General features: G+C 58.5%; 15 protein-coding genes and 1 tRNA gene. 13 read left to right on the top strand and 3 right to left on the bottom strand.

Annotated features, from left to right (window positions below):
• The first annotated feature begins 20 nt into the window (after nt 1–20).
• Nucleotides 21–96, top strand: a tRNA-Phe gene (locus tag AC3IP0_RS01400).
• A 414-nt stretch (nt 97–510) separates the two neighbouring features.
• Nucleotides 511–1,302, top strand: coding sequence for a TSUP family transporter (locus tag AC3IP0_RS01395; RefSeq protein WP_409079115.1), 792 nt, complete (start codon nt 511–513; stop codon nt 1,300–1,302).
• Between the two features lie 123 nt (nt 1,303–1,425).
• Here AC3IP0_RS01395 and AC3IP0_RS01390 read toward each other — a convergent pair whose 3' ends face one another.
• Nucleotides 1,426–1,875 (bottom strand): carboxypeptidase regulatory-like domain-containing protein, encoded by a 450-nt coding sequence (locus AC3IP0_RS01390; RefSeq protein WP_489317972.1) that lies wholly within the window; start codon nt 1,873–1,875, stop codon nt 1,426–1,428.
• Nucleotides 1,876–2,128: 253 nt separating this feature from the next.
• Here AC3IP0_RS01390 and AC3IP0_RS01385 point away from each other — a divergent pair, with 253 nt between their 5' ends.
• From AC3IP0_RS01385 to vapC, 6 genes are all read left to right on the top strand, one after another.
• Nucleotides 2,129–2,878, top strand: a complete 750-nt coding sequence (locus AC3IP0_RS01385) for a DUF1016 N-terminal domain-containing protein (RefSeq protein ID WP_489319708.1) — start codon at nt 2,129–2,131, stop codon at nt 2,876–2,878.
• A 68-nt stretch (nt 2,879–2,946) separates the two neighbouring features.
• A complete protein-coding gene (locus AC3IP0_RS01380; RefSeq protein ID WP_489326491.1) occupies nt 2,947–3,921 on the top strand; it encodes an alpha/beta hydrolase family protein in 975 nt (324 codons plus the stop codon).
• Nucleotides 3,922–3,957: 36 nt separating this feature from the next.
• Complete coding sequence (locus AC3IP0_RS01375) at nt 3,958–4,374, top strand: hypothetical protein (protein WP_150726507.1); 417 nt, start codon at nt 3,958–3,960, stop codon at nt 4,372–4,374.
• Nucleotides 4,375–4,380: 6 nt separating this feature from the next.
• The gene (locus AC3IP0_RS01370) at nt 4,381–4,833 is read left to right on the top strand and encodes a hypothetical protein (protein WP_489317970.1); all 453 of its coding nucleotides are present in this window, start codon (nt 4,381–4,383) and stop codon (nt 4,831–4,833) included.
• 169 nt (nt 4,834–5,002) lie between these two features.
• Complete coding sequence (gene vapB / locus AC3IP0_RS01365) at nt 5,003–5,233, top strand: type II toxin-antitoxin system VapB family antitoxin (RefSeq protein ID WP_056725827.1); 231 nt, start codon at nt 5,003–5,005, stop codon at nt 5,231–5,233.
• Complete coding sequence (vapC, locus tag AC3IP0_RS01360) at nt 5,233–5,640, top strand: type II toxin-antitoxin system tRNA(fMet)-specific endonuclease VapC (protein WP_489317969.1); 408 nt, start codon at nt 5,233–5,235, stop codon at nt 5,638–5,640. Before vapB ends, vapC begins: the two co-directional genes overlap by 1 nt.
• Before the next feature lie 77 nt (nt 5,641–5,717).
• On the opposite strand, the gene gabP is transcribed toward vapC, so the two are convergent.
• On the bottom strand, nt 5,718–7,109 hold the full coding sequence (gene gabP, locus AC3IP0_RS01355) for a GABA permease (protein ID WP_489317968.1): 1,392 nt from the start codon (nt 7,107–7,109) through the stop codon (nt 5,718–5,720).
• A gap of 227 nt (nt 7,110–7,336) precedes the next feature.
• Nucleotides 7,337–7,567 (bottom strand): hypothetical protein, encoded by a 231-nt coding sequence (locus AC3IP0_RS01350; protein ID WP_489317967.1) that lies wholly within the window; start codon nt 7,565–7,567, stop codon nt 7,337–7,339.
• 106 nt (nt 7,568–7,673) lie between these two features.
• Here AC3IP0_RS01350 and AC3IP0_RS01345 point away from each other — a divergent pair, with 106 nt between their 5' ends.
• The 5 genes from AC3IP0_RS01345 to AC3IP0_RS01325 all read left to right on the top strand — a co-directional run bounded on the left by AC3IP0_RS01345 (nt 7,674) and on the right by AC3IP0_RS01325 (nt 11,874).
• Nucleotides 7,674–8,447: an ABC transporter ATP-binding protein gene (locus AC3IP0_RS01345; RefSeq protein ID WP_007972784.1), complete on the top strand. Its 774-nt coding sequence runs from the start codon at nt 7,674–7,676 to the stop codon at nt 8,445–8,447.
• A 13-nt stretch (nt 8,448–8,460) separates the two neighbouring features.
• A complete protein-coding gene (locus tag AC3IP0_RS01340) occupies nt 8,461–9,210 on the top strand; it encodes an ABC transporter substrate-binding protein (RefSeq protein ID WP_015093061.1) in 750 nt (249 codons plus the stop codon).
• Between the two features lie 72 nt (nt 9,211–9,282).
• Entirely contained in the window at nt 9,283–9,978 is a 696-nt protein-coding gene (locus AC3IP0_RS01335; protein WP_057712425.1) for an ABC transporter permease, read from the top strand.
• Nucleotides 9,975–10,664 carry an ABC transporter permease gene (locus tag AC3IP0_RS01330; RefSeq protein WP_008046525.1) on the top strand — a complete coding sequence of 230 codons (690 nt, stop codon included), beginning with the start codon at nt 9,975–9,977 and terminating at the stop codon, nt 10,662–10,664. Before AC3IP0_RS01335 ends, AC3IP0_RS01330 begins: the two co-directional genes overlap by 4 nt.
• A complete protein-coding gene (locus tag AC3IP0_RS01325; RefSeq protein ID WP_489317966.1) occupies nt 10,645–11,874 on the top strand; it encodes a methyltransferase in 1,230 nt (409 codons plus the stop codon). Before AC3IP0_RS01330 ends, AC3IP0_RS01325 begins: the two co-directional genes overlap by 20 nt.
• Nucleotides 11,875–12,001: the final 127 nt, after the last annotated feature.

The raw sequence follows: 12,001 nt of genomic DNA, 5'->3' as shown, positions 1-12,001 counted from the left end.
CCCGTTTAATGCGCCCCGTTGCCCAGATAGCTCAGTCGGTAGAGCAGGGGATTGAAAATCCCCGTGTCGGCGGTTCGATTCCGTCTCTGGGCACCAAATACCGAAAACCCTGAATCGCAAGATTCAGGGTTTTTTTATGTCTGCGATTTGGTGAGGCACCGGTCCAGCCACCATCGAAGCGACAATTCCCCACCTCCTGTCACCACGTCCGCAAGCGCCCGTAATGGTTGCCGAGGCTGACTACCGAAAAGCCTTCAGGCATCGGATATCGGTAATTCCTGATTGTCCCTGCTCTGTCAGAACGCTCTGTCTGCTTTAACGGAAATGGATGACATACGCTGATCGTCAGCTTGTGCAGAATCGGCATTTTTGGCCTGTCGAAATTTTCGTCTCCTATCGTTATTTCAGAAGACCCGCTGAGGCTGCAGGGCTGACTTTTGCCACACGCCCTGACTGTTGAGTGGCCAGTCACGTGGATGACTTGCCAATAATTGTATTAGAGGGATTGGGATGTCTTGGGATGTGATTAGCCTATTGGCGCTCGTGGCGTTCTGCGCCGGTTTTTTTGATGCGATTGCAGGTGGGGGCGGACTGATAACATTGCCTGCACTGTTTCTGGCTGGGGTGGATCCCATCAGTGCGATTGCCACGAACAAGTTCCAGGCCGCTTCGGCAACTGTTTCGGCAACTGTAACCTTTGCTCGCAAAGGAATGATCGAGTGGCGCGAAGGTCGTTTCCTGGTTGTCTGCGGGTTTATTGGCGGCGCCAGTGGTGCCTTGCTGGTCAGCTCTATTGATAAGCGCTACCTGGAAGTTTGCGTACCTATCATGCTGATTCTGGTAGCCATCTATTTTGCGCTCTCTCCAAAGCTGGCCAATGAAGATCGACGCAAGAGAATTGGCATTCTGCTTTTTTCGTTTAGCGTTGCGCCGATTCTGGGCTTCTACGACGGTATATTTGGCCCCGGTGTAGGCTCTTTCTTTATCGTCGGATTCGTACTTCTCTGCGGCCTGGGCATGATGCGGGCCATGAGCTTTACCAAACTTGCCAACGCCTCATGCAATCTCGGTTCTCTGTCGGTCTTTATCACCAAAGGTGTGATTATCTGGCCAGTAGCCATAGCCATGGCTTTGGCGGCCTTCGTCGGCGCTCAATTGGGTGCACGGGCCGCTGTCCGGGTCGGACCACGGTTGATCAAACCTATGTTGATCGTGGTCTGCTGCGCGCTGGCCATCAAGCTGCTGAGCGTAGAAACCAACCCTTTACGCGTTGCACTCATCCAGACATTGGCGTCGTTATGATCATCACGTCGATAATGATCGGCGCCCCAGACGGGTTTGTACGCCGTTCATGACACCACATACAAGAAACCCTGAATCACAAGATTCAGGGTCTGATTGCGCCCCTTGATTTGCAGCCTCTCGCTAACTCGCATCATTCCAGTGGAAAACCAGGTTACGGACTGCACCGCTACCGACATCGGCAACGTCATGCCGTGTTTCTCCGTGATGCGTCGCAATGACGGTGTATTTACCGGCAGGCAGTTTCACGTAAACCAGCGGACCGGCGTCATTGAGCGTCAATACGGTCTGCCCCGGGGCTTTCTGAATAACTACATTCACGTCAGGAGTGTATTCATTTCCCGTCCCGACAGAGAACGTCATGTGCAGGTTATAGCCGGTGGTCTGCTGGATGGCCTTGGACTCATCCTCGCCGATACCGCCGGACAGGTAGGTGATGCCGTTTTGTTCCTGGCTTTGCACCTGCACCCCCGAACTGTCGATGGGCTCAAGGCTGGCGGCAGGTAACATCGCTGGAAACATCAGCACGCCTACAGCGGTGAGGGGCAACAGGAGTGTATGGAGGTATTTCATGATGACGACTCCCGGGTTCTGCAGAACCCAATCGTTACATCCTTTGGATTTCCAGTCGGTGGGAGGGGTTTAGATTGATTTGGCCTGAGTACGAAACGTACTACGCCATTTATTCCTCAGCCCTCGCCAGGATTTAGACCCGTCCTGCCTGAGAACCCGGCATTTCCTGCCTGTTTCTCAGTAACACCCGGCATCTTCGAAGGGTGCTCACTTGTCATTCTCTTTCGCTGTTCAACTTGCTGCGGAAGACCTCATGACGGCCCTCACCCCCAACGACACTCACGACCCACATCTGGTATCACTGCTTGGAAACCTTGGCAAATTGATCCATCAGGCACGTCAGAAGGTGCTTCGGGCGGTCGATACCGTGCAGGTGCAAACCTGTTGGCAGATTGGTCGGCACATCGTTGAGTTCGAACAGAGCGGCGCGCGACGGGTCAGGTATGGCAAAGAGTTACCGTCGGCCTTGGCCAAAGCGCTAACTGCGGAGTTCGGAAAGGGATTTGACGCTTCCAACCTTCGGCATATGCGTCTGTTCTATCAAGCCTTTCCAATTCGTGACGCACTGCGTCACGAATTGAGCTGGACCCACTACCGCCACTTGCTTCGGGTCGACAACGACAGCGCCCGTCTCTGGTACATGAACGAATCAGCCACCCAAAACTGGTCAAGCCGAGCGCTGGAGCGCCAGATCAATACGTTGTACTACGAACGCCTGCTGGCGAGCCGCGATCGCGGCAGCGTCAAGCAGGAGGCCGCCACCCACATTCAAAACATGAAGGTCAGCCCTCGGGATTTCATCCGTGATCCGGTGGTACTGGAGTTTCTTGGTTTACCCAATGCCGGCAAGCTTCAGGAAAGCGAGATCGAACAAGCGCTGATCGAACAATTGCTCGCCAGCAAGTACAAGCTTGTCCTGCCGAGTGAAGAGGAACTGCGTGGCGCACTGGATCGGGAGCGCGCGGCACTTGAAGAACGATTGCTCAATCAACAACCGCGTTGAGGCGAACGGATTGTTCATCAACGGCATCAAGACTATCGTTGGCAGCTACCCGCAAAGGTCTGACGCCGATGAATTTGCAGGACACGCCTCCACTGGCCCCCACTCGCATCGAGTTGCCGCTGCCGGATACCACGCCCGGCAAACCGTTCAAGGAAACCGCCTCGGACGATTTCATCCTCGGTGGCTTCACCTGGCGACACGCCTCTCAGGACGCCGCTCGTCCAGTCGTGATCATCAATGCCGCCACCTCGGTCCGTTGCCGCCATTACTCGCGCTTCGCCGACTACCTGTTCGCCCACGGCTTCGATGTCATCACCTATGACTACCGCGGCATCGGCGAGTCGCGGCCGGCATCGCTCAAGGGGCTTCAAGCCTCGTGGACCGATTGGGGAGCGCTGGATTTCGAGGCGATGCTCAAGCGCGCACAGCGTGAGTTCCCAAGGCAGCCTATCGATGTGGTCGGCCACAGCTTTGGCGGCTGTGCAGCGGGCCTGGGGGCGTCCGGGCACCTGATCCGGCGTCTGGTGACGGTCGGTGCGCAATTCGCCTACTGGCGCGACTATGCACCGGCCCATCGCTGGCGCATGTTCGGCAAGTGGCATGTGCTGATGCCGCTGGTGACGATGCTCTACGGCTACTTTCCGGGCAAACGCCTTGGCTGGCTGGAAGACACACCCGCCGGTGTGGTCCGTGACTGGAGCCTCTCCACTGCCCGTTACGAGAAACGCTCCAGCGGCCGCACAATCAGCAAAACCGCCGGACAGCTACCCTTTGCCGGCGTCACCGCGCAAACCCTGGCCATCAGCATCAGCGACGATCCCTACGGCACGGTCCCGGCCATCGAACGCCTGCTCGGCTACTTCACCGGCAGCACAAACTCTCACCTGCGTATCCATCCCGAAGACATCGGCGAAGAAGAAGTCGGACATTTCGCCTTTTTTCGCAGCGCATACCAAGCCACACTATGGCCCATTGCATTGGCCTGGCTGCAAAACGGTGAACTGGCCCCCGATACCCCCGGGCGGCGAGTGCCACGCAGCTAGGCCTTTTGCCCCTTCAACGAATACGGAACGACGCCCATGGCCTCCGCCAACAAGCAGCACAAACGCGCCTCCCGCGCCAAGGCCAAGGCCAAGCAGAACCGCACCCAGCGGGCTGCCGCGCCGGTGGAACTGGACCCGAACGACGATCGCATCGACTTCGAGTCGGTAGACCTGACCGACATGTTCAAAGAGATGATCGACGCACAAAAGATCAGCCAGCAGGCCATGTGCGCGGCCTTTCTGGAACATCCGCTTATCGCACTGGTACTGGAGCAGGAAGGTGAGGAAACAGCGACAGACTTCATCCTCGCTGCTCTGATCGAATATCGCCAATGGTCGGCCGAAACCGACGAGGCCGGCGCCCTGGCGTGGATCGAATCACCGGCCTTCCAGGCCGACTACGTGGCGGCGTCCGACGCCATTGCCGCGCAAACCCAACAGAAACCGAACTGAGTTCCCATGGCCTCCCTGAACAAGCAACAGAAACGCGCCAAGCGCGCAAAAGCCAAAGCCAAGCAGATCAACATCCACGGCCGCAAACCCGCCGCGCTGGACGATGATCTTGGCCACCTCGCCGAACCGATCCCGGAATACACCCTGGCGATGTTCAGCAAAATGCGCGATGCGGAAGCCGTCAGCCGCAGCGAAATGCTCTCGGTGCTGCTGACGAACCTGGCCTTTATCATCATCGACCATCCAGAACTGCTGGACATGGAAAACGCCGACGACGAAGGCATGGCCGCCACCCACCTGGCCGCCGACATGCTGATCGACTACCGCATGTGGGCCGACGGCATGGATCGCGAGACCGCCCAGGCCTGGCTGAGCGAGCCGCAGTTCATCGCCGATTTCAGCGCTGCACTGGATGTCTACCGCGAGTCGCTGGAAGTACCGGAAGAAAAAGCCGAGTAAAGGTTACGCCCAATCAAAAACGGCCGCTTGTCATCACTGACAGCGGCCTTTTTTTGGCTCTGAATCGAGCACTTTCCTTCCGTCAGGCACCACGTATATCCCATTGACATATCCAACACAAAACCTATCCTTTGGGCTCATCGCGCCAGCAAAAGCGCAGGAGGTCCAAATGGAACAGACAACCCTTTTCATGAGCAATCGAAGCCAGGCCGTTCGCCTGCCGAAAGCTGTAGCCATGCCAAGCGACGTGAAACGAGTCGACGTCGTCGCCGTCGGTCGAAGCCGAATCATCACACCCGCCGGTGAAACCTGGGACAGTTGGTTCGATGGCGAAAGCATCACGGCAGACTTCATGACCGATCGCGAGCAACCCGCCGATCAGGAGCGTGAGTCGTTCTGATGATCAAGTACATGCTCGATACCAACATCTGCATCTTCACCATCAAGAACAAACCACAGGTGGTACGGGAGGCGTTCAATCGTCATCACGGCCAACTGTGCATCAGTGCGGTCACGCTGATGGAGCTGATTTACGGCGCGGAAAAATCGGCAGCCCCCGAAAAAAACCTGGCGGTCATCGAGGGTTTCGCCGCCCGACTTGAAGTCCTGCCCTTCGACAACGAAGCAGCAGCACACACCGGGATGATCCGATCCGAGCTGGCAAAGGCAGGCAAACCCATAGGCCCGTACGACCAGATGATTGCCGGACACGCACGCTCACGCGGGTTTATCGTGGTCACCAACAACCTGCGGGAGTTCGATCGCGTTCCGGGGTTACGCGTAGAAGACTGGGTTCATGTCGACTGAACGCAGAACAATCGACAGAAACAAAAACGGCCGCTTGTCATCACTGACAGCGGCCGTTTTGCATTACGCGATATGGATCAGTTCAGCACTACCGCGCCGCGTTTTTCCAGCTTGCGGCGGCGAGCCACCAGCAAGCCGGTCGCTACCACCAGAGCACTGAGCAAGCCGGTCGCGAGAATTTCCACGCGATGGGCATCCTGGAACAGCATGATGGTCAGGGCCGCGACGATGAAGACGATCACCGCGTAGGTCAGGCCCGGGAACAGCCACATGCTGAAGGCGATTTTCTCGCCGCGCGCTATACGCTGCTTACGCATGCGCAGTTGCGAAATCGCAATCACCAGGTACACCAGCAGTGCGATGGCACCGGAGCTGGCCAGCAGGAACTCGAACACCGCAGCCGGAGCCACGTAGTTGGCGAATGTTGCCAGGAACGCAGCGCCGGTGGACAACATCACTGCCCAGTAAGGCGTGCCACTTTTGTTGGTGCGCGTGGAGATCGCTGGCGCATCGCCGCGCTTGCCCAGGGAAAACATCATGCGCGACGAAGTGTAGAGCGCCGAGTTCAGGCAGCTGGTCACAGCAACCAGTACCACAATGTCGACGATCATCTTGGCGTTCGGGATGCCCATGCGGTCAAGCACAGTCTGATAGGAACCAACGCTGGCCAGGATCGGGTCGTTCCATGGCACCAGCGCCACAACGATGAAGATCGACACAAGGTAGAACAAGCCGATCCGCCAGATCACCGAGTTGGTGGCCTTGGAGATTTGCTTGCCCGGATCTTTCGATTCCGCGGCCGCGATGGTCACGATCTCGGTGCCCATGAAGGAGAACATGGTGGTCAGGATCGCACCCAGCACTGCACCCATGCCGTTTGGCAGGAAGCCTTGGGTGTCGAACAGGTGCGAAACACCGCTGACCTGACTATTCGGCAGGAAACCGAAGATCGCCAGGACGCCGAGAACAATGAAACCAATGATTGCCACAACCTTGAGCAGGGCGAACCAGAACTCGAACTCACCGTAGTTCTTTACGCTGAAGAGGTTGGTCACGGTCAGCAGCATCGTGATGACCAGGGCGAAGGCCCAGATGTCCACGCCAGGGAACCAGGCATGCAGGATGGTCGCGGCGGCGTTGGCCTCCAGCGGAATCACCAGCACCCAGAACCACCAGTAGAGCCAGCCGATGGTGAAACCGGCCCAGTGACCGATCGCGCGGTCGGCGTAAGTCGAAAACGAACCGGTGTCCGGCGAGGCAACGGCCATTTCGCCGAGCATGCGCATCACCAGCACCACCAACATGCCGGCGGCGGCGTAAGCCAACAGAACAGCCGGACCTGCAGCGGCGATGGCGTGACCCGAGCCAACGAACAAGCCGGCGCCGATAACCCCGGCAATCGACAGCATGGTCACGTGGCGCGGTTTGAGCCCCTGTTCGAGGCCATTAGAGCTTTGGGTACTGCTCATTAAAACTACCTTTGTAAGGAGAAGCGAATGCGTGCATCCCGTTCGGCGGTCCTTCTCGTAAAAAGAAGCCAACAGGGCGTTCTGGATTCTGCACGCAATAATTGCGCCAAAATATTTCAAAACCCTCTAACCCGGCGATCTCGCCCCGACCGGACAGTCATCGCAACCCATTGAATTTAATGGCACTTTGCCAGAGCGTTACCCTGCCACCCACTTTGTGGGGTGAATCAGCGCACCGGAAACACACCTGAAAACGGCTCCGCGCACATTAAAAGTGCACAAGCGGTGCATTTGGCCGGATAGCGCTTCCAACACCCTGTCAAAGCTGGCAACATCGCGCCTTTTTTTGCGGCAGCCACCGCGCTTTTTATCGACAGGCAAGGTTCAAACGGCTGTTCGGTTGTTGATGGGGCGACAGTCTGCTGCGCCGATGCGACAACCTGCCACGCACCAGCCATTTACCGTCCGTAGCGCTGTTGGCTGCCATTGAAACGCTATGCTAGGTTGGCCGCCTCGCCAGGAAGGCCGCCAACAGCAGGAGCGCAACATATATGAGGAACGCACATGGCTGAGGCCACGCCCGCGCTTGAAATCCGCAACTTGCACAAACGCTACGGTTCGCTGGAGGTGCTCAAAGGCATCTCGCTGACCGCCCGCGACGGCGATGTGATCTCGATCCTGGGTTCCTCCGGCTCCGGCAAGTCCACGTTCCTGCGGTGCATCAACCTGCTGGAAAACCCGCACCAGGGCCAGATCCTGGTCGCCGGCGAAGAACTCAAGCTCAAGGCCGCGAAGAACGGTGAACTGGTGGCCGCCGACGGCAAGCAGATCAATCGCCTGCGTAGCGAAATCGGTTTTGTGTTTCAAAACTTTAATCTGTGGCCGCACATGAGCGTGCTCGACAACATCATCGAAGCCCCGCGCCGTGTGCTCGGCCAGAGCAAGGCCGAAGCCATCGAAGTGGCCGAAGCCCTGCTGGCCAAGGTCGGCATCGCCGACAAGCGCCATGCCTACCCGGCGCAGTTGTCCGGCGGCCAGCAACAACGCGCGGCCATCGCCCGCACCCTGGCCATGCAGCCCAAGGTCATCCTGTTCGACGAGCCCACCTCGGCGCTTGACCCTGAAATGGTCCAGGAAGTACTTAATGTCATCCGCGCGCTGGCCGAAGAAGGCCGCACCATGCTGCTCGTGACCCACGAAATGGGCTTCGCCCGTCAGGTCTCCAGCGAAGTGGTGTTCCTCCACCAGGGCCTGGTAGAGGAGCAAGGATCGCCACAGCAGGTGTTCGAAAACCCGCTTTCGGCGCGCTGCAAACAATTCATGTCCAGCAACCGCTAACGGAGCTACCCACATGCAGAACTACAAAAAGGTCTTCCTGGCTGCCGCCGTCACCCTGGCGTTCAGCGCCGGTGCCATGGCCGAAACCCTGAAGATGGGCATCGAAGCGGCTTACCCGCCGTTCAACAATAAAGATGCCAGTGGCAATGTCGTCGGCTTCGACAAAGAGATCGGCGACGCCCTGTGCGCCAAGATGAAAGTCGAGTGCACCGTCGTGACCTCCGACTGGGACGGCATCATCCCGGCCCTGAACGCCAAGAAGTTCGACTTCCTGATCTCCTCGATGTCGATCACCGACGAGCGCAAGCAAGCGGTGGACTTCACCGACCCGTACTACTCCAACAAGCTGCAGTTCATCGCCAAGAAAGACATCGACTTCAAAACCGACAAGGCGGCGCTCAAAGGCAAGATCATCGGCGCCCAGCGCGCGACCCTGGCCGGTACCTTCCTGGAAGACAACTATGGTGACGACATCACCATCAAGCTCTACGACACCCAGGAAAACGCCTACCTCGACCTGACTTCCGGCCGCCTGGACGGCATCCTGGCCGACAAGTACGTCAACTATGAATGGCTGAAAAGCGACGCTGGCCGTAGCTATGAGTTCAAGGGCGACCCAGTGGAAGAAAGCGACAAGATCGGTATTGCCGTGCGCAAGAAGGACCCGATCCGCGAGAAGCTGAACACCGCGCTGAAAGAAATCGTCGCTGACGGCACCTACAAGAAGATCAACGACAAGTACTTCCCGTTCAGCATCTATTGATACTGACCTGCCTGACCGGCGCCTGATGGCGCCGGTTCTCGGCCTTGCCTGCCGCGATTTGAAAAGAAATCCATGATTATCGACCTCTACGGATTCGGCCCGGCGCTCGCCGCTGGCGCGCTGATGACTGTGAAACTGGCACTCTCGGCCCTGTGCCTGGGGCTGGTGCTCGGTCTGCTCGGCGCCTTGGCCAAGACTTCCCCGTACAAGCCGCTGCAATGGCTTGGCGGCACTTATTCGACCCTGGTTCGCGGCATCCCTGAATTGCTCTGGGTGCTGTTGATCTACTTCGGTACGGTCAACCTGATGCGTGCCCTGGGCGAGTTCTTCGGTAACCCCGACCTCGAACTCAATGCCTTCGCTGCCGGTGTGATTGCGCTGGGCCTGTGCTTCGGCGCCTACGCCACGGAAGTGTTTCGCGGCGCGATCCTCGCCATCCCCAAAGGCCATCGCGAAGCCGGCGTGGCCCTGGGCCTGTCGAAATGGCGCATTTTCACCAAGCTGATCATGCCGCAGATGTGGCGCATCGCCCTGCCCGGCCTGGGCAACCTGTTCATGATCCTGATGAAGGACACCGCGCTGGTGTCGGTGATCGGCCTGGAAGAAATCATGCGTCATGCGCAAATCGGCGTGACCGTCTCCAAACAGCCGTTCACCTTCTATATGGTGGCCGCGTTCATGTACCTGAGCCTGACGGTGCTGGCGATGACCGGCATGCACTTCCTGGAAAAACGCGCCGCTCGCGGCTTCGCGAGGAGCACCCAATGAACTGGGAAGTCATCATCAAGTGGCTGCCGAAACTGGCCCAGGGCGCAACCCTGACCCTGGAACTGGTGGCCATCGCCGTGATCGCCGGTTTGCTGCTGGCCATTCCACTGGGCATCGCCCGCTCGTCGCGCCTGTGGTGGGTGCGGGCATTTCCCTACGGCTACATCTTCTTTTTCCGTGGCACGCCGTTGCTGGTCCAGCTGTTCCTGGTCTACTACGGCCTGGCGCAGTTCGACGCGATCCGTAACAGTTCGATGTGGCCGTACCTGCGCGATCCGTTCTGGTGCGCCACGGCGACCATGACCCTGCACACCGCGGCCTACATTGCGGAAATCCTGCGGGGCGCCATCCAGGCGATTCCACCGGGCGAGATCGAGGCGGCGCGGGCGCTGGGCATGTCCAGACCCAAAGCGCTGTTCTACATCATCCTGCCGCGCGCCGCTCGCATCGGCCTGCCGGCCTACAGCAACGAAGTGATCCTTATGCTCAAGGCCAGCGCCCTGGCCAGTACCGTGACGTTGCTGGAACTGACCGGCATGGCCCGCACCATCATTGCCCGGACCTACCTGCCGGTGGAGATCTTCTTCGCCGCGGGCATGTTTTACCTGGTAATGGCCTATGTGCTGGTGCGTGGCTTCAAGCTGCTGGAGCGCTGGTTGCGCGTCGATGCCTGCCAAGGGCGTTGATACCGGCGTGTTGACGGGCGAGGCCCTGCTCGCCCGTTTCACCGCGCTGGATGCTTTTCTGACAGAGCATCAGGCACTGTGGAAACCTCGGCCGTTCACTCATCGGCAACTTCCCTGGGAAGCGTCCTACCCGGAGCTGGCCGCATGGCTACGTGAGCGAACGCTGGAAGACGCGGAAAACGCTCACAACCAACCTGCCCTTCTAGATGCACCGGAACCCTTTGCTTCCTTGGCAAGGATGTCTGTTGCCTTGAGTGCCGTGGATGAATTGCCCGCACGCATGCTCGAAGCGGCCGGCCATCGATTGAACGTCGATGTACCGGGGCGCAAATGGCAGCAGATCGAAGCCTTCGCCAGTCGATTGCAGTTTTCCGAAGCACCGCAGCATTGGCTGGACTGGTGCTCAGGCAAAGGGCATTTGGGCCGCCGCCTGCTGCAACCTGGGCAACAATTGACGTGCCTGGAATACGACCCGGCACTGGTCACCAGCGGCCAGGCACTCAGCCAACGCCATCACCTGCATGCGCTGCATATCGAACAGGATGTGCTCGCGGTAGACGCCGCTTGTCTACTGAGTGCGCATCACACGCCCGTTGCACTTCACGCCTGCGGTGATTTGCATGTGCGGCTGATTCAACTCGCCAGCGCCACAGGCTGCAAACAGCTCGCCATTGCGCCGTGCTGCTACAACCGGATCAGTCTTGCCCAATACTCGCCGATTTCCTCGGCCGCCAAAGGCTCCGGCCTACAGCTTTCCCTCGACGACCTCGCGTTGCCCATGAACGAAACCGTTACCGCCGGTGCCCGCGTGCGACGTCAACGCGACACCTCCATGGCCCGACGCCTGGGCTTCGACTTGCTGCAACGGCAACTGCGCGGCCTGGACGAGTACCTGCCAACTCCTTCCCTGCCCAGCGCCTGGCTGGACAAATCTTTCGCCGATTACTGCCATCACCTGGCCGCACTCAAAGAGTTATCCACAATCGGCCCGCAGGATTGGCCAAGTCTCGAAGCCGCCGGTTGGCAGCGACTGGCCGAAGTGCGCAACCTTGAACTACTACGCGGACTTTTCCGACGCCCGATGGAGCTTTGGCTGGTTCTTGACCGGGCACTTTTCCTCGCTGAACAGGGCTACAGCGTCCGCGTCGGCACCTTCTGCGAAACCCCGCTCACGCCGCGTAATTTCCTGCTCCTGGCCGAACGCGTTTAAACACATCCGACCTGTGGATAACTCTGTTGATGGAATTATCGTGGATCCAATATCTACGCCTGTTTCAGGGCTAAATCCATACTGTTCATTTTTTGTACACTCGGATAAAAAATCGAAAAAACAGGTA

Source organism: Pseudomonas sp. GL_103 (assembly GCF_057835175.1).
This window is presented reverse-complemented; position numbering and strand designations above follow the sequence as displayed.

Coding starts and splice junctions, on each gene's coding strand:
- AC3IP0_RS01340 (WP_015093061.1), top strand. CDS start 8,461: ATGCAGAACTACAAAAAGGTCTTCCTGGCTGCCGCCGTCACCCTGGCG.
- AC3IP0_RS01350 (WP_489317967.1), bottom strand. CDS start 7,567: ATGGCTGGTGCGTGGCAGGTTGTCGCATCGGCGCAGCAGACTGTCGCC.
- AC3IP0_RS01330 (WP_008046525.1), top strand. CDS start 9,975: ATGAACTGGGAAGTCATCATCAAGTGGCTGCCGAAACTGGCCCAGGGC.
- AC3IP0_RS01370 (WP_489317970.1), top strand. CDS start 4,381: ATGGCCTCCCTGAACAAGCAACAGAAACGCGCCAAGCGCGCAAAAGCC.
- gabP (WP_489317968.1), bottom strand. CDS start 7,109: ATGAGCAGTACCCAAAGCTCTAATGGCCTCGAACAGGGGCTCAAACCG.
- vapC (WP_489317969.1), top strand. CDS start 5,233: ATGATCAAGTACATGCTCGATACCAACATCTGCATCTTCACCATCAAG.
- AC3IP0_RS01335 (WP_057712425.1), top strand. CDS start 9,283: ATGATTATCGACCTCTACGGATTCGGCCCGGCGCTCGCCGCTGGCGCG.
- AC3IP0_RS01375 (WP_150726507.1), top strand. CDS start 3,958: ATGGCCTCCGCCAACAAGCAGCACAAACGCGCCTCCCGCGCCAAGGCC.
- AC3IP0_RS01390 (WP_489317972.1), bottom strand. CDS start 1,875: ATGAAATACCTCCATACACTCCTGTTGCCCCTCACCGCTGTAGGCGTG.
- AC3IP0_RS01395 (WP_409079115.1), top strand. CDS start 511: ATGTCTTGGGATGTGATTAGCCTATTGGCGCTCGTGGCGTTCTGCGCC.
- AC3IP0_RS01385 (WP_489319708.1), top strand. CDS start 2,129: ATGACGGCCCTCACCCCCAACGACACTCACGACCCACATCTGGTATCA.
- AC3IP0_RS01325 (WP_489317966.1), top strand. CDS start 10,645: ATGCCTGCCAAGGGCGTTGATACCGGCGTGTTGACGGGCGAGGCCCTG.
- vapB (WP_056725827.1), top strand. CDS start 5,003: ATGGAACAGACAACCCTTTTCATGAGCAATCGAAGCCAGGCCGTTCGC.
- AC3IP0_RS01380 (WP_489326491.1), top strand. CDS start 2,947: ATGAATTTGCAGGACACGCCTCCACTGGCCCCCACTCGCATCGAGTTG.
- AC3IP0_RS01345 (WP_007972784.1), top strand. CDS start 7,674: ATGGCTGAGGCCACGCCCGCGCTTGAAATCCGCAACTTGCACAAACGC.